This is a genomic window from Bradyrhizobium sp. LB11.1 (assembly GCF_040549385.1).
Taxonomy (GTDB): domain Bacteria; phylum Pseudomonadota; class Alphaproteobacteria; order Rhizobiales; family Xanthobacteraceae; genus Bradyrhizobium.
The window spans coordinates 1-19267 of the sequence record NZ_JBEPTH010000018.1; the positions used below are offsets into that span (position 1 = coordinate 1).

Below are 19267 nucleotides of genomic sequence, written 5' to 3' on the forward strand. Positions count from 1 at the left end.
GCCGTTCGACTTGGGCACTGCGCCTATCACTGTCCATAAGGACAGTTCTCAACAACACGTCTCATTCGGCAAGGCGGCCTTCACCGGAGGGATACTCGGGAAGTCAATTTGCGCGAGGTTGTCCAGGCGATTTTCTACATCCTGTCGACCGGCTGCCAATGGCGAGCCCTGCCCAGCGAGTTCCCTCCGTACTCAACGGTCCAAGGCTATTTTTATGCTTGGCGCGATACCGGTAGGTGGCTCCGGATCGTCACAATGTTGGTTCGGCGAGCGCGGCAAGAACTCGGGCGTAAGGCGAAGCCAACAGCTGGTGTCATCGACAGCCAAACCGCTTCGACAACACAGGCCGGGGGGCCACGTGGTTTTGACCCCGGCAAGCGCCTCTACGGACGCAAGCGGCACATCGTCATCGATACCAACGGTCTCCTCCTGGCTGTCCAGGTTCATCCCGCCAACATTCAGGATGTCCATGGCGCTGTCCCTTTGCTGGAGCACCTGCGAGACAGCTTTCCCAGGCTTCAGCATGTGTTTGCCGATCGGATTTATCGCGGCAAACAGCTCCTCAATGCACTCTCCCACTGCGGCCCGTGGACGATCGAGATCGTCGAGCGACCGCTCGGGGTCAAAGGCTTCCAGCTCTTGCCCAGACGATGGGTGGTCGAACGCACCTTTGCGTGGTTCGGCCGCTGCCGGCGCCTAAGCAGAGACTTCGAAGGTTCGGCCGCCACCGAGGTCGCCTGGCTTCTCGCCGCCCATATCAGGCTTCTGACACGGCGCCTCGCCAGACACTGAAAGCCACCCACTTTTGAGTTAGGCTCTTAGGCTGCCGCCACAGCTTTGCGAATGGCTCCAAGACCCCGGCGGCATTTCATGTTCCGATCTCCCTACTGGACGACGACTTTCTAGTTGAAAGGTCGATTTGTCTTCCTGCAAAGTTGCGGAGCGGGAGCCCAGCGGATGCAGAAATTCAGCGAAGTTTGGCGCTGAGACGCAGAATTTCAACACCGACGTCAAAGATGGAAATGACGACCCCACTGAGTTCACCCGAAGTTCTGTGGATTCGCTAGATCGAACTGTGAAATGAATAGGGTGATCCACTGGACGTACGCTGGTAGCGCCCTGAAGGGGAATGATACATCAGGCCAGGCGGAGATAGGCCTACAAGGTGAGGAGACGGTGCTGGTCGAACCCGATGTGGTGAAAATGTCCGTGCTGATTTGTTTCTTCCCAAGTTCGAAAGCGAGGACGAGCTCACCGTGTGAGGTCGCGAGCTTGAAGAATTCAGCGAACCGAACTCTCGGCTTCCCATCTTTAAGCCAATCTGGTTCGTAGATGCGGGGATCGCCAATTGCGTAGCACCGCCGAGGTTTGAACAGACCGAGGCCCTAAGGCTGATCATCGACAAACAGGATCTAGACCATGCGGCTCGAACAATGCCACAATGTCCACGATTTCCGTAAGCTGGCGCTGAAGCGGCTGCCAAGACCGATCTTCAATTACATCGACGGGGGCGCGGACGATGAGGCCAGCCTTCGGCGGAACAGCGCAAGCTTCGAACGTTGCGATCTCGTGCCGGACGTGTTGCGCGGTGTGCAGGACATCGACCTGTCGGTGACAATGATGGGCCAGAGGCTTGCAGTGCCGTTCTATTGCTCGCCAACAGCGCTGCAGCGCCTGTTCCATCATCGTGGAGAGCGCGCCGTCGCTGCGGCGGCGGCAAAACACGGCACCTGTTCGGCGTCTCCTCGCTAGGAACGGTCAGTCTTGAGGAGTTACGCAGAACGCACGACACGCCGCAAGTCTATCAGTTCTATTTTCACCGCGATCGCGGCCTGAATAGGGCCATGATGCAGCGTGCCAAGGAAGCGGGGGTCGAGACCATGATGCTTACGGTGGACAGCATCACCGGTGGAAACCGCGAGCGCGACCTTCGTACCGGCTTCAGCATTCCATTCAAATTGACACTTGCCGGGATGGCCCAATGCGCCATCAAGCCGAAGTAGGGCATCAACTATCTCAGCCACGAACGACTCACACTGGCGCAACTCGATGAGCATAAAGACATGAGTGGTGGCGCTATGTCGATCGGTCGCTATTTCACCGAGATGTCTCGATCCCTCGATGACTGGGACGATGTCGCCGAGATGGTACAGATCTGGAACGGACCGTTTTGTCTCAAAGGCATCATGTCGCCTGATGATGCAGGGAAAGCGGTCGAGATCGGCTGTGCAGGGATCGTCCTGTCGAACCATGGCGGCCGCCAGCTCGATGGATCGCGCGCCGCATTCGGTCAGCTTGCCGAAATCGTCGATGCGGTCGGCGACCGGATCGATGTTGTGATTACGGCGGCATCCAGCGCGGAACGCACATCATCAAGGCTCTGGCGTTGGGCGCTAAGGCGGTAGGGATCGGGCGGTACTATCTCTACGCCCTCGCTGCTGCCGGAGAAGCAGGGGTCGAGCGGGCGCTCGCGTTGTTGCGTGGCGAGGTGGAGCGCGGCATGAAGCTCATGGGCTGCAAGTCTGTAAGCTAGCTATCGCGCGACAATCTGCGCTTCAGATCATCCTGAAAAACTCTGAATCGCAATACATCGGACCATGGGCTCATGTACCTGCCGTGAAATAGCTTATCTAGTGATCTCGGACAGTACGAAGGTAAGCCACTCTGTGTTGAGACGCATGCGCACCTCAGCTGCGGCCGCGGCACCGTGACCCTCGTTTTCGTGGATTCGCAGTAAGGCTGGTTTGCCTTGCGCTTGTGCGGACTGGAGACGCGCTACAAACTTTGAGGCATGACAGGGCGGGCAACGTGGGTCGGTCGCGCCAGCAATCGCTAGAAGCGCTGGGTACGCAACACCAGGCCTGATAGCGTGATAAGGCGACGTTGCGAGGATACGCTCAAGGTCCCGCGGATCATCGGGATCGCCAAACTCGATGTTTCCATGCAAGTAGGGTCGCGTGAACCAGTCTAGGAGGTCCAGCACTGGCACCAGGGGAACTGCTGCAGCCCAAAGATCGGGTCTTTGCGTTATCGCCACACCAACCATCATACCCCCGTTTGATTTTCCGGCTACGGCCAGCTGCGCAGGTCGGGTAAAACCCTTCTTGATCAGGTCTTCGGCAACGGCGTATAAATCGTCGTAGCCGTTCTGCTTGTTTTGAGCTCTCCCCTCCAGCCACCAGCTAAGTCCAAACTCTGAACCGCCCCTGATATGGGCGTGGACGAAAATACAACCGGCCTCAACCACAGTGGCCATAGCACCTGGGAATTCAGGGATGAGCGGACGATTGCTCGCCCCGTATGCGAAGATCAGTGTGGGACGCGGCCCGGTTTCCGTCCGTCTCTTTCCAACGACATGATAGCGCACAGGCGTGCCGTCCTTGGACCGCGCCGTGCCTTCTTCCACGATCGCGTCGGGAATAGTTGTGGCAGGCGCAACAACTGTTTCTAGACCGCCACTTGATGGGTCATGCTTATATATGCCCCATGAAGTCGTTAGGGTTGAGACCACAAACAGAGCCGTTGTTTCGAAGGTTGGTCTTGTCAGGTTCATGATCGGAAAGATGCCCTCGGTAATCGCGCCGAGAGCGGGCAGCCTAACGCTATCGATAAACTCGCCGTTCAATCCGTAGATATGAACGCCAGAATAGGTGTCATCGAACAAGGTGACGTAGAAACAGTTTCCTGCCGGGATGATCGTCCTGAAAACAACATTAGATTCCGGAACGATCTCGCGCCAGGTGTCCGTTGAGCCATCACCGGATAACGGTATACTGACAATCCGCCCCCGATTGGCGCCAACGAATGTTACAGCAATGTATCGATCGCCGAACACCTGACCTGGGAGCCCGCCCTCTGCCCCGCGAACGAAAGAACGCCATTGGGCATGCGGATCAGCCAGATCAAGCACCGCAATGGGAACAGGGTCCGATAGTCCCTGCACCGCAATCGCCCATGTAGTCCCGGGCCTAATGAATACACCTCGATAGTCTGCCTTTTGAGGCCAGATAATGTCGGCTAGGCCGGTGTGCTTTGACTTGAGATCGTGAAGGAAGACTTCGAATCCTCCATCCACGGATCGATTTGGCAAGCCCGTGAAATAGAAGCGGCGGTTGTCGGGCAGCCAGTGAACGCCGCCCGTCCAATTGTCCATCAGTGGAATATCAGGCCCATCCGGTAAAACGTGGCCTGTCGGTACGTCGATCAATATGATGCGATTATTTTCACTCCCGTCTTCGCACAATCCGAGAGCGAGTATTTTTCCATCCGAGCTTGGGCTGATCCAGGTGATCGTAGGTACGGCTGACTCGAGATCAGTCGTGTCATATAGGACACTTCCGGACGCCGGAAATTTTGGCCCGGTCCGGACAGCCGGCCTGCCGCTTTCGAGATTGCTCGAGATCCAAAACCAAGCGCCCCCAGCGAACCTCGGAAGTTGATCCGGCCGAGCGACATCATATCGGCTGATGGCCTCCGAAACGAATTCGCCACTCGGAAGCCCGGCAAGGTAGTGGGAGGTCAGTCGATTTTGTTCCGCTACCCACGCCTGCACCCGCGGGCTGGTTTCCGCGAGCCAGTTATACTCGTCGGGCACATCCTTTTCGCCTAGTCGAGCAACCGTCGTTTCGGGAGTCGTGGCAGGGTAGTCAAAAGCTGAAGGATGCATGTCACTTCTCCAGTTGCGCGGGTAAGTCCGGAATTGCGTCAGTGACGACGTAGAAGTGCTCTGCCGCATGAAGAGGCAAAGAAATGCCATGCTTGGAGGCAAACTCGCGTGACCACATGCCGCCGCAAATTACAGAGCAATCTGCACGGCGTCGCCTGGTACGAATCGCCACCGGCTGTCCTTGGTAGGCGGCGGGCAACCGAGCAACTACTGTTGTCGATCATTGGGTGGCCATCGCGAAAATGGCCCAGCCTCGGAGGGAGCGCTTTCGAGCGGCGGCCATACGCCCCATGGACCTCGTGCAGTACCTACGGCGATCTTGTCAGCCACCTGGGTCAGTTAATTCCGCGACGAAACTCGAAAGAAATCGCCGGTATCGACTCCGCCGACGACTGTCCCGACGATCGAAATCTGAAGAATTCGGTCGGTTTCACAGACAACCGGATCTCGATCAAGAATGACGAAATCTGCAAACTTGCCGGTGGCAATACTCCCGATTCTATCGTCCATCTGCAGTTGATATGCCGCGTCGATCGTGATCGCCTTCAGTGCATCTTCCATGGACACGCGCTGCTCAGGGCCAAGGACTGCGCCCTTCATTGTGCTTCGGTTGACGGCGACATTCAGGCAAACAAGCGCATCTGGCCATGTCATTGGAGAATCGCAGTGATAGGAGACCCGCATGCCCTTTCTTGACGCCGAGCCTGACGGAGCGAAGCGAGCCGCGCGCTCTTCGCCAAGCAGATAGTCGCGGAGCGCTTCGCCCCAGTGGTGGATGTAAGGCAAGAAATAAGAGCAAACGACGTTCAGTCGAACGGCACGATCGATCTGATCCTCGCGCATGATCCCGCAGTGCTCAATGCGAAGCGGCCCGGACACCTTCTGAGCGCCGACCCTCTCGATAACCCTCTCATAGACATTGAGGACCATGTCGATGGTCCGATCGCCATGGGCGTGGACCGACATCTGCCAGCCCTCACTCACGTATTTGGCGACCAATTCGTGCAATTTCTCTTCTGAAATGTTGGAATGCCCCGTGCTATTCTCGGGCAACCCCATTCCTTTGAGTGTCATCTTGTTGTTCAGGTAAGGACTTGTGGTCCAGACGTTGCCCAACAGGACGGAGCCGTCCGCGTGGAGCTTGGTGCCAATCATCCTGAAATCGTCGTCGCCAAAATCGCGGGCAACGGTCACCTCACCGCCTAGATGTTTCGCTTCGTATCCTACAATACGGAGCGGGTTTCGGCGCGATTTTACCAGAGCGTAGAGCATTGGGCCCGCGCCAGGCTCAATCATGATCTCTGACGTGGTGGTATATCCTGCCCGCACAAACTTCTGCACCCACTCCTCGAAGCTACGCTTCTTTCGCTCTTCACCGCAGACCTCGTAAAAGCGGTTGCACAGTTGCCATGCCGAAGTCTCGGCAAACTTCCAAGGAAGCCCGTCTGCTGCGTCGAACACCTTTCCGCCAAGTGGCGGTTTGTAGTCAGCGCCGATTCCAAAAGCGGCGAGGGCTTTTGTGTTTATGAACACTCCGTGAAAGTTGATTGTCTGAACAACGATCGGATTGTCGGGGGCTATGTCGTCGAGAAGTTCGCGGGACGGCTCTTCCATACCCTCATGCAGTTGCGGATCAAGTCCGAGAAACCAGAGGATTTCATCAGGCTTCGCCTTCGCAACACGTCGACGCATCTTCGCAAGCACCGCGGAAAACGTCGGCTCATGAACCGCTCGAATATCGACGACAGGGTCGCCCCAAGCCAGCGCACTCATCATGGGATGGCTATGGGCCTCGACGAAGCCGGGCAGCATTGCCCTTCCACCAAGATCGCTCCTGATCGTATCGGCGGCCGCGAGCCTTTCGATGTCCGCCTTAGAGCCGACCGCCAGAACCCTACCTTCTCGAACCGCAACGGCCGCGGCGATCGGTTTCGCTGGGTCCATGGTCCGGATCGGGCCGCCAAAGAATATTCGGTCAGCTGTCTTCATTTGGACCACCCTTCTTCGATTATGGCTTCTATTCGCAAATCTTCGGACGCCTTGGACGCCGGCGCTGCGCGATTGGTAGGGCGGCACGCGCACCGGGGCACAGGTCAAGAGCCGCGTCAATCGCGCTCCTGTCGAGTTCTCCTCGCCGGGCGATCAATACGACCTGGCTTCTCTCAGGACCTTCCGCGTTCTCCAGTTCGACGGAAGATCGCTTTCCTACGAATTGAAAGATGCCCCGTGACGGGCGCTCTTGGTCCTTGATCGTCAGACTCAACAAGCCCTTGCCGCGCAGAATTTGGGACGGGAGAGCCTCGGCAAACCGTCTGAAGGCTTCAGCACGAATTGGAACATCCCAGTAAAACGAGGCGCTTTCGTAAACATCCGAGTGCTTACCCTGCACCGCCCCTCGAGCTCTGTGTCGGACTTGTTCCGTCGGACCAAAAAGAATTTCAGGTGAGACCTGCGCATTCACAACATCCAACAGCTTCATGCTGCGTTGAGCTGCTTGAAGCATTTGCCTGACTTCGAGCTGAACGGCCTCCGGCACTAAATCGGTTTTATTCAACAAGACCAGATCGGACATGGCCGCTTGATCGATTGCAAGCTCCGTGCTTTGGTAGTCGAGCTCGAGTATGTTGGATGTATCGATCAAACAGAATAGGCCATCTACATAGAACTGCGCTCTGATAGGATCGCTGTCGAAGACTCTCAATACGCCAGCGGGATGAGATACACCGCTGCACTCGAGCAGGACCCGTGTGAACTTGCTCGGAAGACGGCTGACCGAAACCAAACCGGACGCCAGGTCGTCACGGATTGAACAACAAACGCAACCGTTGCTCAGCTCTATCTGATTTTCAGTCTCGACCTTGATGAGGTCTTGATCAATATTAACCGCACCAAAATCGTTAACCAGCACGGCAAGACGTTCGGATCCAGGGTTATGCAAGAGATGATTGATGAGCGTTGTCTTGCCCGCGCCGAGAAACCCGCAGACGATGGTCACTGGAAGCATCATCTCGCGCGTCCCATCCAGCGATACACAATGCTGAGGCGCTCCTTGGCGGATCGCTTGCTGTTGGAATTTAGCCTCCGCGTGGGACGACGCAACACTCCAACGATTCCAGTTGGGAAGTAATAGACTGCCAGAATGAAGAGCAGTCCGAGCCACAACATCCAGCGATCCGGGGCCAGCACCTGGCCGATTCCCGGCAACGAGCCTAATGCCGCGCTCGCGCCTTTCAGTAGATCCTGCAGATAACCTTGCGCCGCTAAAAACGCGGCCGCTCCCACGATACTGCCGTAGATCGTTCCGACCCCGCCGATGATGACTATCATGAGGATATCGAGCATGATTTCGAACGAGAGCGAGGCGTCCGGGCCGGTGTAACGAAGCCACAGCGACAGCATGACACCAGCCAGGCAGGCGAACACGGCAGCAACGACGTTGGACAGCGTTCGAAAGACAAAAACCGGATAGCCGATCGCTTCCGCTCTGAATTCGTTGTCGCGGATAGCGAGCAGCACACGTCCGAACGGTGAATTCACGATACGGAGCAGCGCGAGAACGAATGTCACGCTCATCGCAAAAATGAAGTAGTAGCAGACGACTTTACCGTTGATGATAAGCCCGAAGATCTTTGTATCCAGCAGGCGGAAGCTTGGCATCAAAGCAGGCGGCAACCGGAAGATAATGCCATCTTCCCCGCCAGTCAGATTGGACAACTGAGTTGCAAGTGTTTGGGCCGCCGCCGACAGTGCAAGCGTGATCATAGAGAAGAATATCGCTCGCACTCGCAGCGAGAACAAGCCGATGACAAGCGCAAGCAAGACGGATACAACGATTGCCGCGCTCGCCCCAACGGCTAGGGAGGTCCAGCTCGCCCCCAATCTGATGATGGCGATACCGACCCCGTAGGCGCCGATCCCGAAGAACACCGTATGGGCGAAACTTACGATGCCGGTATAGCCGAGCAGCAGATCGAAGCTTGCAACAAGAACCGCGAAGATCATGATCTTAACGCAAATGCTGATCGCCTTTGCCCCGGTTAACGCGAACGGCGCTATGAGGAGCACGGCAACGATTGCGATCAGCAGTATGATCAGAAGCCGGCTTGCTGGCCGGTCTCTGGATATCAGGCGTGTCCAATCCATCGACGTAGTCACCGCGCACTCGCCGGATAGAGCCCATTCGGGCGCCAAAGGAGTATCGTCGTCATCAAAGCAATGTTTGAGAATAGTGCGACCTTGGGCTCGATGAAGCTGGCGTAGTTCGCGCAGATCCCGACCAAGATCGCGCCCAGGAGAGCGCCCCCGGTGGATCCGAGCCCGCCGATGATGATGACGATGAAGACCAGTACGTTCATTTGGCTCCCGATCTGGGGGACAAGCGTCTGCTGGTAGAGGCCCCACATTACTCCGCCGAGGCCAGCAAGCGCGCAACCTGATACAAATGTCGCGACGAAGAGGCGTCGCACGCCGTAGCCGAGAGCCTCGACCATTTCGCGGTCGTGAACCCCTGCGCGGATCAACAGCCCGGTTTTTGTGCGGGTGAACACAAGATACTGGCCGAAGAAGACGAGAGCCCCAACCAGGAATGCGAAGGCGCGATAACGTTCAATCGCGACATCGGCGATCACGTAGGCACCGCTCAGAAACGGCGGCAGCGCCACATTTACCTGCTGTACGCCCCAAATAATCTTGATTATCTCTTCACCGACGATCAGACCTCCGGTCGTCACCAAAATTTGCATCAAGTGATCGCCGTAGACCGGCTTGACCAGCAATCGTTCAAACAGAAAGCCGGACATGCCGGCACCAGCGACGGCCGCCACGACGGCCACCAGGATCACGAGCAGATTCTCGCTCATGTATGGAGATACGACGAAGCCGCTGAGTGATGCGAAGACGGTCGCCGAGAGATAGGCTCCAACAGTGATGAAAATGCCCTGGCCGAAATTCAAAACATCCATCAAACCAAAAACAATGGTCATGCCGGACGCGACCGTAAAGATAATCATCCCCATGGCCACTCCGGCAATCGTCAGAGTGAACCAAGCAGCCGGATTACCGATCGCCAAATATGCGCAGCCCATCAGAATGGGTAGGAGCGCCAAGGGCATCAGGTCGGCTCGGTTTATGGACATAGCGCGAGACCCAAATGCGTTTTAAGGAGGTCGTCACGCGCAAAGCACTCATCCGCGGGGCCCGTGTGGACGATCCTTCCGGCATCGATAATTGCCACGTCATCGCCCACGTCGCGCGCAAGCTGCAGATTCTGTTCGACCAGTAATATACTGGTTCCGCTCTGCTTCAGTTTGAGCATAGCTTCAGCCATGTTGTTTACGATCGCCGGCGCCAACCCTTTGCTTGGCTCGTCAATCAGTAGCAGCTCTCGGGGTTCGACGATTGCCCGTGCCATTGCCACCATTTGTTTTTGACCACCGGACAGTTTTCCAGCCGGCCTGTTCCAAAATTGATGAACGGCCGGAAACAGTTCAAAAATCCACTCAAGGCGCTGCTGATCGATATCTGTCACGCGCGAGGCGTTTCTCGCTGCCAAGAGCATGTTTTCCTTCACGCTGAGGTCAGGAAAGATGCCCATGTTCTCGGGCACATAAGCGATACCGAGCCGCGAAATCTCTGAGGTCGAGCGACCTACAATGTCAGTGCCGGCGAAGCTTATGCGGCCCTTTGAGGCCGGCCACAGGCCCATAATCGTGCGCAGCGTCGTCGTTTTGCCCGCACCATTTCTTCCAAGGAGAAGTGTGATCCGATTGCGTTGAGCGCGAAAGCCCACCCCCTGCAGGATGTGGTATAAGCCAATGTGGGTGTGAACGTTCTCAAGATTGAGCAAAAGTTCCGTCACATCGCGCCTCGTCTCGAACCGGCATTTGCGCCCAGGTAAGCTTCCTGTACGATTTTCGATTCAATCACATCGGCTGGCTTACCGTCGGCCACGAGCTCCCCATTGTGGAGGACGATGATACGATCGGCGAGATCGCGGACGACGTCCATTTTATGTTCGACAAGAAGTATCGTCTTGTGGCTCAAATCTTTCAGATCGCGAATGAGGTTCAAGACCACCGGGACTTCGTCGGCGCTCATGCCGGCCGTTGGTTCGTCAAACATGTACACTTTCGGATCCATGGCGATGAGCATGGCAACCTCCAATTTGCGTTGGTCGCCGTGCGAAAGAGTGGCAACCGGCTCGCCGAGTTGATTCGCCATCGAGACGGATTTGAGAATATCGGTCGCTCGCTCGATCAGGTCGCTTGCATCGCTCCAAATGCTCCAGAAATTGAGACCATGGCAGTGGCGACCAGCTTGCATCGATTGCGCCACCAGGCGAATATTTTCAAAGACAGTCAGGCGCGGGAAGAGATTGGTAAGCTGAAATGCACGCCCTAGCCCTCTCTTTGCCCGTTGGGCTGCGGACAAGGCTGTTACATTTTCTGCGCCAAGCCATACTTCGCCGTGGGAGGCTGCGATTTGACCCGAGATCAGATTGAAGTAAGTCGTTTTGCCCGCACCGTTTGGACCAACAATGGCGGTAAGCGCTCCGCCGTTGAAGGACGAGCTGACGGCATGTACGGCCCGATGTCCTCCAAAGGAAACGCCAAGATCGACGGTCCTAAGTATTGCCGGATTGGCACCTGCGTTAGGGGAAGCTGCGCGTTCGGACCGATTGGGGGACATGGCTGTTATGGCCTATTTGCTCTTGGCCATTGAGTTCAGCACGGAGTTCAACTCGTCACCACCAAATGCCTTGATCAGCTTGGGCACAGCCCATTCGACGCCCGGCACCGTGGTGTAAGTCACGCCATAGAAATCATGGAGTGCCTGATGATTTTCCTTGCGGATGGTGAGTTGGCCGGTCGAACCCTCGAACGACATACCTTCGAAGGCAGTGACCAGCTTTTCGGAGTCCGAACCTCCTGACTTGATGACGGCATTGACGATGGCCAGGGCTGCGTCAAATGCGAACGCCGTTCCAACGTCGGGCGGAGAATTGAATCGCTTCTTGTGCTCGGCGACGAGCCATTCATTTTCGATGTTCTTGATGACTTCGTAGTAATAGGGGGTCACGCCCATCAGGTTAGGAATGCCCTTGTACGCGGCCATTCCCTGAAGCGGAGCAGCGGTCGTCGCTAGTTCGATTCCATAGCGAGCGGGATCCATCGCGTTGATCTTTGCGATCGGGCTGGTGCCGACCCAATTGACCCACAAGATCTTCTTGCCTGGGCGGTCCTTAAGCGCATCAAAGACGCGCTGCGCGACCCCAGTGAAGTCGGTGGTATTGATAGGCAGAAACTCTTCGGCCACGACGGTTGCGCCGACTTTTGTCGCCGCCGATTTAAAGACCTGCGCACTCTCGCGACCGAAAACATAGTCTTGAGCGAGCACTGCGACGAAAGTGTCTTTCCGAGCCAGAAGCGAGGCCGAGGCTACAGCTTCCTGCCCAACGGTTCGGCCCGTGCGAACCACATACCTGTTCCACTTGTCACCAGTGATGCTGTCGGCGCCGGCGACGTCGACGACGAGAGGCTTCTTGAGCTCCTCAGCAACGGGCATCATGGCCAGGGTGGTTGCAGATGAGGTGCTTCCGACCGCTATGTCGGCCTTATCGTCCTGAAAGGATTCTTCGATCAGCGCACGTGCCCGATCGGGCTTCAACTGGTCATCCTTTTGGATCACCACGATTGGTCGGCCATTCACCTTCATTGTGCCCTGCGTCGCATACTCTAGGCCGAGCTGCAGACCAATCTGGGCTTGCTTGGCGTAAACCTCGAAACTGCCTGTGGTGCTCGTGATCAAAGCGATCTTGAAATCTTCGGCGAAGGCTGCCGACGAAACGCAACAAACCGCGGTCAAGAGGAATACGGATGATCGCGCAGTGCGCACACAACGTTTCGTGATGCCAGCCATCAAAAATTCTCCCCATTCTTGTCCTCGGAGAGCTAAATCTCCCATCATAATTTTGTCAATATGAAATTTCATAAGGAATTTTCACGTGGCGTCTATTTTGTGCCAGGAGAACGCGTCCGTTTCGTAGGAGAAAGCCGCCCCGGCGACCAGACGGTGTTAGACCAACTGTTCGGATCTAAGAGCTCTGCGAGATCGCTGTCCGTCCTTTGGACTTCCAAGGTAAGCGGCAATTACATTCGGATCAGTAGCAATCTGATCGGGACTTCCGTCTGCAATAACCGATCCGTAGTTCATGACGGTTATCCGTTCACACAGCCCCATGACGAATTTCATATCGTGCTCTACCAAGACAATCGTCAATCCCTGCCGGACCTGATTGCGCAAGAGGTCGCCAACGGTAGCCGTTTCGACGGGGTTTAAGCCCGACGTGACTTCGTCAAGCAGCAGAAGGCTGGGCTCGGTCGCCAACGCACGAGCGATCTCGACGAGACGGCGGTCACCGTAGGACAAGTCCGCTACCGGCGCGTCCTCTTTCGCCAGGAGACCGACGATCTCCAGAAACTCTCTCGCCGCAGAAACGGTTTTCGTTTCTTCCCTCCGCTTTCTGCCGATCGAGAACATGCTTCCCCAAAGACCGACCGAGTTGTGGAGATGCCGCCCTGTTGCGACGACATCTAACACGGTCATTTCGTCGAAGAGTTTTGGGGTCTGAAAAGTGCGGCAGACACCGGAAGCCACCCGAGCCTCGGGGGCCATATGTGTGATCGCTTCGCCTCTAAAGCAAATCTCGCCGGTGCTTACGGTGGTGAGGCCCGATATCAGATCGAAAGCAGTGCTTTTTCCAGCCCCGTTGGGTCCAATGAGGCCATGTATGCTCGCCTCCTTCACGTCCATCGATAGTTTATTGACAGCTACAAGGCCGCCGAAGCGCCGCGTCACCTCGCGCAACGTCAGGATAACCTCAGAAGATCTCATCTTGCATGATTCCTCTTGCTGCGGCTCAAGGCAGCACCGGCACCCGCTATGCCCTTAGGCAGCAAGATCATCGAAGCAACAAGCAGAACTCCGAACGCAAGCATCTTATACTGCGCAAAGTCTCGTAAATATTCTGGAGCAACGATCAGGACGGCCGCTCCGATGATCGCGCCAGGAAGCGAACCTAGGCCGCCCACAGTTATCATGATCAGACATGTGAGCGACTCGTACCAGGTGAAACTTTCGGGGCTTAGAAAGCGCATGAGATGTGGCAGATATGCGCCTGCTATCCCGGCGATCGCGCAACCGAGTGTGATCACGATCATTCGATAGCGTGCCACGGGAATACCAACGCTCCGAGCCGCCGCTTCGTTCTGGCCGATCGCGCGGAAGGCACGACCGATTTTTCCGTGGCTAAGGCGAACGAGCAACCCATAAATGAGTGTGAGCGTTAGCGCTTCACATACGAACAGGCCCGTGCGCGTTTCGACCTGGAAACCAATCATGCTGATCACAGGAATTCCACGGACTCCGGCGGTACCGCCTGTCAGAGCAGTCCAATTGGAAAGAATCTGATGGACGACGATGCCAAACCCGAACGTCGCAATCTTGAAATAAACACCCGAAAGCCTAATCAACTGCGCCATCAGCAATCCGGCGGCAGCTGCCGTTAGCCCAGCAGCGGCGAGTGTCACGAGAAACGGCAGACCAAGAGTTTTTTGGAGAAGAACGGAAGTGTAAGCTCCGATTCCCATGAAAGCCGCGTGCCCGAGGGACAGTTGCCCTGCGAGCCCGACCATAGTCTGTAAGCCGAGCGCAGAAATCGCGTAAATCGCAACGGCCAAGCCGAGGTAGAGATAGAAGCCACCGAGGCTCAAGGGCACAGACCAAAGAATGCTCACGATAACCGCAAAGACAATCCAGTCATTTCGATTCTGGCTTGTCGCGCTCGCGAAATCATTTTGCTGGGATAGCGACTCCTTTGCCGTTCTTAACAAGACAGCCTCTTGCACGTGCCTAGCCCCTGTTTCCCATTAGTCCGGTCGGTTTTACGAGCAGGATGCCGATCATGAGGAGGAAGGCTAAGCTGTCCTGGTACTCAGATGAAACGAGTTGACCTCCCAGCGTTTCACCAATGCCAATCACAAGGCCACCGATCACGGATCCCGGGATGCTGCCCAACGAGCCCAACACAGCCGCGGCGAACGCTTTAATTCCGAGCATTCCCATGTCGGCAGACACGAAGGTAATTGGCGCATAGAGAACGCCGGCCGCAGCACCGATACCCGAGGCCAACGCAAAGGAAGCCGCAGATGCAAATCTGCGATTCACTCCCATGATAGACGCAGTTTGAGCATCGTCAGCTGCCGCACGGAGGGCCAAACCGAGCCATGTCCGAGTGAAGAGGAGGTGAAGCCCAACGATCAACACCACCATCGTCAATCCGATGAGGGGATAGACTGCTGGTACAGGATACTGCCCGACCCTGATCGTCTCGTGCGTAAGAGGGATAGGATAGACCCGAGGATTTGCTCCCCAGATGAGCCTGGCGCCATTGCTAAGAACGATGCCAATTCCCAGCGTGAGGAGCACGAGGTAAGTCTGGCTCGCTCCACGCTGAATGGCGGGCCAGAGTGCGCTTTGCGCGATGACGTACCCTAAGGAGGCCGTGAGCGCGGCCGCAAATGGGACAACGAGCCAAAACGGAAGAGCAGGAGCACTGATGATGATCGAATAACCGACGAAAGCCCCAACCATCATCAAGTCGCCTTGGGCAAAATTCACCAAGCCCATGGCGCGGTAGACCATGCTGAATCCGACGGCCACGAGGCTGTAGATGCAACCGACTGCCAGTCCGCTTAACAGCTGAAGCGAGAGATTCATGGTGGAACGCGCCTCGAACGGCTTTACTTGAGCAATATATCGAGCTTGACCTTGCCGTCGACGAGTTCGGCCATGGGCAAAGGCCGTTGAGCGTCACCGTTTGACAGTATTGTGATCGGGCCTGTTGCGCCCTGAAATGCCTTGGTGTTGAAGATTTCGTCGCGGATTGTCTGCTTGGAAATCCCGCCCTTTGCGGCCGCCCGCTTCATTGCGTCGGCAAGGACATACATCGCATCATAGCCCATGCCTTCATATTGAGTTGGCGTTCTATGATAGCGCTCATTCCATTTTTGAACGAATTTCTTCCCGGCGTCCGTTTCGATGGAGCCCGCCAGATAATAGAGCAGGCCATAAGTCCCCTCGGCCGAAGGCCCGGCTATTTCACGATATTGGTCTATGCCAATCGCGCTTCCAACATAGAAGGGAAACTTGATCTGCATTTCTGCCATTTGTTTCGCCATTAGACCAGCTTCGGTGTAGTACCCCCAGAGCACGATATAGTCGGGCTTTGCCGATGCCACGGTCGCCAACGTTGGCCTAAACTCGCGGGACGTGGGTTCGTAAGCAATCTTTCCCTTGAGCTCGAGTCCGATTTCCTTGGCTTTCTTCTCGAATGCGTCAGCCAGCGGGATTCCGAAGTTATCGTTTCGGACGAGGAGATACGCGCTCTTTGCTCCCTTATCCTTTTTGAGCCACTCTGCAGTGCGCTCGGCCCAGGTGGTTGACGATTGCGCTATTCGCGCGAACCAGGGATTGTTCGCCAGCGTCAGGGCACTGTCCACGGCAAGTGGAGAGAGTTGCGGCACTTTCGCCTCTTTGGTGACCTCAATCGCCGCGGCTGTGCCGGCACTGGTGGAGCCGCCGACCACCGCCACCACGTCGTCAATGTCGATCATGCGCTGAACGGCCTGCGCGGCCACGCCAGGGCTTGCGGTGTCGTCGGCCGGTATGAGCTTTATTTTGTCCGAACCCAAATATCCGGCATTGATTTCTTCAAGTGCTAATTGCGCACCAGCAAGACTTTCGGACCCGTAGGCCGCCGCCGGGCCGGACAATGGTCCGAAGAAGCCGACCGGAAAGTCCTTGGCCATGGCCGAAGACGCGAATGAGAGAAGAAGAGTTGCGAATATCCCAATACGAGCGAGTACCATCTTCCAATCCTCCATATGCAACACGTTAGACGCCAAGATAGCTTCGTTGGATCTCTGGATCGCTCTCAAGCGAGGCAGCGAGCCCCGATCGGACGATTGAGCCGCGCTCCAGAACGTATGCACGATCGGCCACATCAAGCGCCGCTGCTGCATTCTGCTCCACAAGAAGGATGGTCATGCCCTCCTTGGCGAACCGGTTGATCGTATCGAAGATCAATTCGATCAGCAAAGGCGCAAGCCCCATGGACGGTTCGTCCAATAGAAGGAGCCTAGGCTGTGCCATCATGGCCCGCGCCATGGCGACCATTTGCTGCTCGCCGCCAGACAGCGTTCCGGCAAGTTGATCACGACGTTCCGCCAACCGAGGGAAGAGATCGTAGACGCGTTCGAAGTGCCAAGAGGGCCCGAAACCAGTTCGACGAGAATAGGCGCCCATCGCGAGATTTTCCGCGACGGTCAGATTGGAGAAAACTCGCCGGCCTTCCGGTACAACAGCTATGCCGGCAGCAACGATACCGCTCGGCTTCAGACCGAGAAGAGACTTGCCATCGAACGTCACCTGCCCGGCGTTGACAGGGAGCAAGCCGCATAGTGCATTGATCAGCGTTGTCTTTCCGGCGCCGTTGCGGCCTAAAAGGCAAACCACTTCGCCCGGGCTAACATCAAGCGACACGCCGTGAAGAACATGGACCCCAGCGACGTAGGAAACTTGAATTCCGGACACGGCCAGGAGTTTTGGTTCGTCGATCGTTATGCTTGCGGGCGTTAAGTGGGAAGCGTTCATTAGCAGGGGCCCCGTCCGCTAGCGGGGATAATTGGTCACGAGTTACCGATGGGCGAAGAGACGCCGTGTCGGCGACAGGCGGCGTCGATTGTATTTCTGAGAAGACAAGCGATCGTCATGGGGCCTACCCCGCCCGGGACCGGGGTAAGTGCGCCGGCCACGGCACGCGCGCCTGCAAAGTCCACGTCGCCGACCAATTTCTGACGGCCCTCGTGCTCGGCTCGATTGATCCCGACGTCGATCACAATTGCACCGGGCTTGATCCAGTCACCACGAATGAGCTCGGGCTGGCCGACAGCAGCTACAAGAATATCCGCGCGGCGACATAGCGAAGGAAGGTCCTCAGTCCTGGAGTGCGCGACTGTGACTGTGCAATTTTCTCGAAGTAGAAGTTGTGCGAGCGGTTTACCGACGATGTTGGAACGTCCAACGATGACGGCATTCAGTCCAGCGAGCTGACTCCGAACTCCCTTAATCAGCAGCATACAGCCAAGCGGAGTACAGGGGACTAGCGCCCCCCCGCCGAGCGAGAGCTTGCCTACATTCATCGGATGAAAACCGTCTACGTCCTTCGCCGGATCGATGGCCGCGGTCACTTTTTGCGCATCGATATGGGAAGGTAGCGGCAACTGGACGAGGATGCCGTCCACATCGTGAGCGGAATTCAGCCGATCGATCAACGACAACAGATCTGTTTCGCTCGTCGTGCTTGGCAGTTCGTGATGAAACGAACGCAAACCAGCTTCAACAGAACGGCGAATCTTATTGCGGACATACACCGAACTCGCCGGATCGTTGCCAACAAGGACTACGGCCAATCCGGGTGTAAGCCCCCTCTCCACAAGGTTCTCAACTGCTCTTCGCAGCTCAGAATGGAGCCCTGCCGCAACCGCGGCACCATCGATGAGAGTGGCCTCACTTGTGTGAGTGCCCATCGTGTCCTGGACGTTCATCGAAAGATCACCGTGCGATCGCCATTCATGAGTATTCTATTTTCGGCATGCAGCTTGACGGCCCGCGCCAGGACAGCGGCCTCGACATCTCTTCCGATCGCCGAAAGATCGTCTGGCGTCAGGGAGTGATCCACACGGAGCACATCTTGTTCAATGATTGGACCTTCATCCAAATCTGCTGTGACGTAGTGGGCTGTTGCCCCAATCAACTTGACCCCTCGTGAGTGAGCCTGATGATAGGGCCGGGCTCCTTTGAAACTCGGCAGGAAGGAATGGTGTATATTTATGATCCTGCCGGACATCTTTTGACAAACATTGTCCGACAAGACTTGCATGTACCGCGCCAAGACAATGAGGTCGATCCGCTCCTGCTCAACCAATTCGAAAAGCTTTGCCTCCTGCGCGGGCTTCGTATCAGCGGTCATAGGCATATGATGAAAAGGAAGGTCATAGGAAGCCGCGAGCCGGTAGAAGTCCCGGTGATTGGAGACGATCAACGGGATTTCGACGGAAAGGGTGCCGGTTGCGTACCGGAACAGCAGGTCGTTCAGACAATGCCCCGCCTTCGACACCATGATCAGGAGACGAGGCTTCGACTTGCAATCATGAAATTCCCAGGTCATGCCGAATGAAGTGCTGACTTCCGAGAATTCCGCCTGCAGATCCGACAGCAGGACGCCAGGCGCATCAAATGACACGCGCATGAAAAGCCTTCCAACGCTGCGGTCCGAGAATTGAGCACTGTCGCGGATATTGCACCCGTGCGTGGCGAGAAAGCCTGATACGGCGTGCACAATGCCAATTCGGTCCGGACAGGAGAATGTCAGAATGAAATCGGGACGCAGGGAGCGATCTTTGGAAGACCTGTCGACAACTGACGTTTGCGTTTCGGCATGAATAGGTCGAGGCTCGAATACGACGCTTGTTTCGGTCATGA

At 56.4% G+C, this 19267-nt stretch carries 16 protein-coding genes and 1 pseudogene; 2 read left to right on the top strand and 15 right to left on the bottom strand.

The annotated features are described in order from the left end of the window. Positions 1-63: 63 nt before the first annotated feature. Positions 64-792 carry an IS5 family transposase gene (locus tag ABIA96_RS31820; protein WP_354140978.1) on the top strand — a complete coding sequence of 243 codons (729 nt, stop codon included), beginning with the start codon at positions 64-66 and terminating at the stop codon, positions 790-792. Positions 793-1419: 627 nt separating this feature from the next. Continuing rightward, a pseudogene (locus ABIA96_RS31825) lies at positions 1420-2533 on the top strand (alpha-hydroxy acid oxidase). A gap of 93 nt (positions 2534-2626) precedes the next feature. Here the strand turns inward: ABIA96_RS31825 and ABIA96_RS31830 are convergent. From ABIA96_RS31830 to purU, 15 genes are all read right to left on the bottom strand, one after another. Beyond that, positions 2627-4666: a prolyl oligopeptidase family serine peptidase gene (locus tag ABIA96_RS31830; RefSeq protein WP_354140881.1), complete on the bottom strand. Its 2040-nt coding sequence runs from the start codon at positions 4664-4666 to the stop codon at positions 2627-2629. A 339-nt stretch (positions 4667-5005) separates the two neighbouring features. Further along, a complete protein-coding gene (locus tag ABIA96_RS31835) occupies positions 5006-6655 on the bottom strand; it encodes an amidohydrolase (protein ID WP_354140882.1) in 1650 nt (549 codons plus the stop codon). 28 nt (positions 6656-6683) lie between these two features. Beyond that, positions 6684-7661 (bottom strand): CobW family GTP-binding protein, encoded by a 978-nt coding sequence (locus ABIA96_RS31840; protein ID WP_354140883.1) that lies wholly within the window; start codon positions 7659-7661, stop codon positions 6684-6686. An 8-nt stretch (positions 7662-7669) separates the two neighbouring features. Further along, on the bottom strand, positions 7670-8809 hold the full coding sequence (locus ABIA96_RS31845) for a branched-chain amino acid ABC transporter permease (protein ID WP_354140884.1): 1140 nt from the start codon (positions 8807-8809) through the stop codon (positions 7670-7672). Between the two features lie 8 nt (positions 8810-8817). Next, positions 8818-9777 (bottom strand): branched-chain amino acid ABC transporter permease, encoded by a 960-nt coding sequence (locus ABIA96_RS31850; protein ID WP_354140885.1) that lies wholly within the window; start codon positions 9775-9777, stop codon positions 8818-8820. A 14-nt stretch (positions 9778-9791) separates the two neighbouring features. Continuing rightward, the gene (locus ABIA96_RS31855) at positions 9792-10523 is read right to left on the bottom strand and encodes an ABC transporter ATP-binding protein (RefSeq protein ID WP_354140886.1); all 732 of its coding nucleotides are present in this window, start codon (positions 10521-10523) and stop codon (positions 9792-9794) included. Next, positions 10520-11353, bottom strand: a complete 834-nt coding sequence (locus ABIA96_RS31860; protein ID WP_354140887.1) for an ABC transporter ATP-binding protein — start codon at positions 11351-11353, stop codon at positions 10520-10522. Before ABIA96_RS31860 ends, ABIA96_RS31855 begins: the two co-directional genes overlap by 4 nt. 12 nt (positions 11354-11365) lie before the next feature. Further along, on the bottom strand, positions 11366-12583 hold the full coding sequence (locus tag ABIA96_RS31865; protein WP_354140888.1) for a substrate-binding domain-containing protein: 1218 nt from the start codon (positions 12581-12583) through the stop codon (positions 11366-11368). 156 nt (positions 12584-12739) lie between these two features. Then, a complete protein-coding gene (locus ABIA96_RS31870; RefSeq protein WP_354140889.1) occupies positions 12740-13558 on the bottom strand; it encodes an ABC transporter ATP-binding protein in 819 nt (272 codons plus the stop codon). After that, entirely contained in the window at positions 13555-14571 is a 1017-nt protein-coding gene (locus tag ABIA96_RS31875) for a branched-chain amino acid ABC transporter permease (RefSeq protein ID WP_354140890.1), read from the bottom strand. The genes ABIA96_RS31870 and ABIA96_RS31875 overlap by 4 nt, the downstream gene beginning before the upstream one ends. A gap of 4 nt (positions 14572-14575) precedes the next feature. Then, on the bottom strand, positions 14576-15442 hold the full coding sequence (locus ABIA96_RS31880) for a branched-chain amino acid ABC transporter permease (RefSeq protein ID WP_354140891.1): 867 nt from the start codon (positions 15440-15442) through the stop codon (positions 14576-14578). A 23-nt stretch (positions 15443-15465) separates the two neighbouring features. Then, positions 15466-16593, bottom strand: coding sequence for an ABC transporter substrate-binding protein (locus ABIA96_RS31885; RefSeq protein ID WP_354140892.1), 1128 nt, complete (start codon positions 16591-16593; stop codon positions 15466-15468). Between the two features lie 25 nt (positions 16594-16618). Beyond that, positions 16619-17377 carry an ABC transporter ATP-binding protein gene (locus tag ABIA96_RS31890; protein ID WP_354140893.1) on the bottom strand — a complete coding sequence of 253 codons (759 nt, stop codon included), beginning with the start codon at positions 17375-17377 and terminating at the stop codon, positions 16619-16621. A gap of 35 nt (positions 17378-17412) precedes the next feature. Continuing rightward, on the bottom strand, positions 17413-18330 hold the full coding sequence (gene folD, locus ABIA96_RS31895; RefSeq protein ID WP_354140894.1) for a bifunctional methylenetetrahydrofolate dehydrogenase/methenyltetrahydrofolate cyclohydrolase FolD: 918 nt from the start codon (positions 18328-18330) through the stop codon (positions 17413-17415). Then, positions 18327-19265, bottom strand: coding sequence for a formyltetrahydrofolate deformylase (gene purU, locus ABIA96_RS31900; protein WP_354140895.1), 939 nt, complete (start codon positions 19263-19265; stop codon positions 18327-18329). Before purU ends, folD begins: the two co-directional genes overlap by 4 nt. Positions 19266-19267: the final 2 nt, after the last annotated feature.

Coding starts and splice junctions, on each gene's coding strand:
- ABIA96_RS31830 (WP_354140881.1), bottom strand. CDS start 4,666: ATGCATCCTTCAGCTTTTGACTACCCTGCCACGACTCCCGAAACGACG.
- ABIA96_RS31835 (WP_354140882.1), bottom strand. CDS start 6,655: ATGAAGACAGCTGACCGAATATTCTTTGGCGGCCCGATCCGGACCATG.
- ABIA96_RS31845 (WP_354140884.1), bottom strand. CDS start 8,809: ATGGATTGGACACGCCTGATATCCAGAGACCGGCCAGCAAGCCGGCTT.
- ABIA96_RS31850 (WP_354140885.1), bottom strand. CDS start 9,777: ATGCCCTTGGCGCTCCTACCCATTCTGATGGGCTGCGCATATTTGGCG.
- ABIA96_RS31860 (WP_354140887.1), bottom strand. CDS start 11,353: ATGTCCCCCAATCGGTCCGAACGCGCAGCTTCCCCTAACGCAGGTGCC.
- ABIA96_RS31865 (WP_354140888.1), bottom strand. CDS start 12,583: ATGGCTGGCATCACGAAACGTTGTGTGCGCACTGCGCGATCATCCGTA.
- ABIA96_RS31870 (WP_354140889.1), bottom strand. CDS start 13,558: ATGAGATCTTCTGAGGTTATCCTGACGTTGCGCGAGGTGACGCGGCGC.
- ABIA96_RS31880 (WP_354140891.1), bottom strand. CDS start 15,442: ATGAATCTCTCGCTTCAGCTGTTAAGCGGACTGGCAGTCGGTTGCATC.
- ABIA96_RS31885 (WP_354140892.1), bottom strand. CDS start 16,593: ATGGTACTCGCTCGTATTGGGATATTCGCAACTCTTCTTCTCTCATTC.
- ABIA96_RS31890 (WP_354140893.1), bottom strand. CDS start 17,377: ATGAACGCTTCCCACTTAACGCCCGCAAGCATAACGATCGACGAACCA.
- folD (WP_354140894.1), bottom strand. CDS start 18,330: ATGAACGTCCAGGACACGATGGGCACTCACACAAGTGAGGCCACTCTC.
- purU (WP_354140895.1), bottom strand. CDS start 19,265: ATGACCGAAACAAGCGTCGTATTCGAGCCTCGACCTATTCATGCCGAA.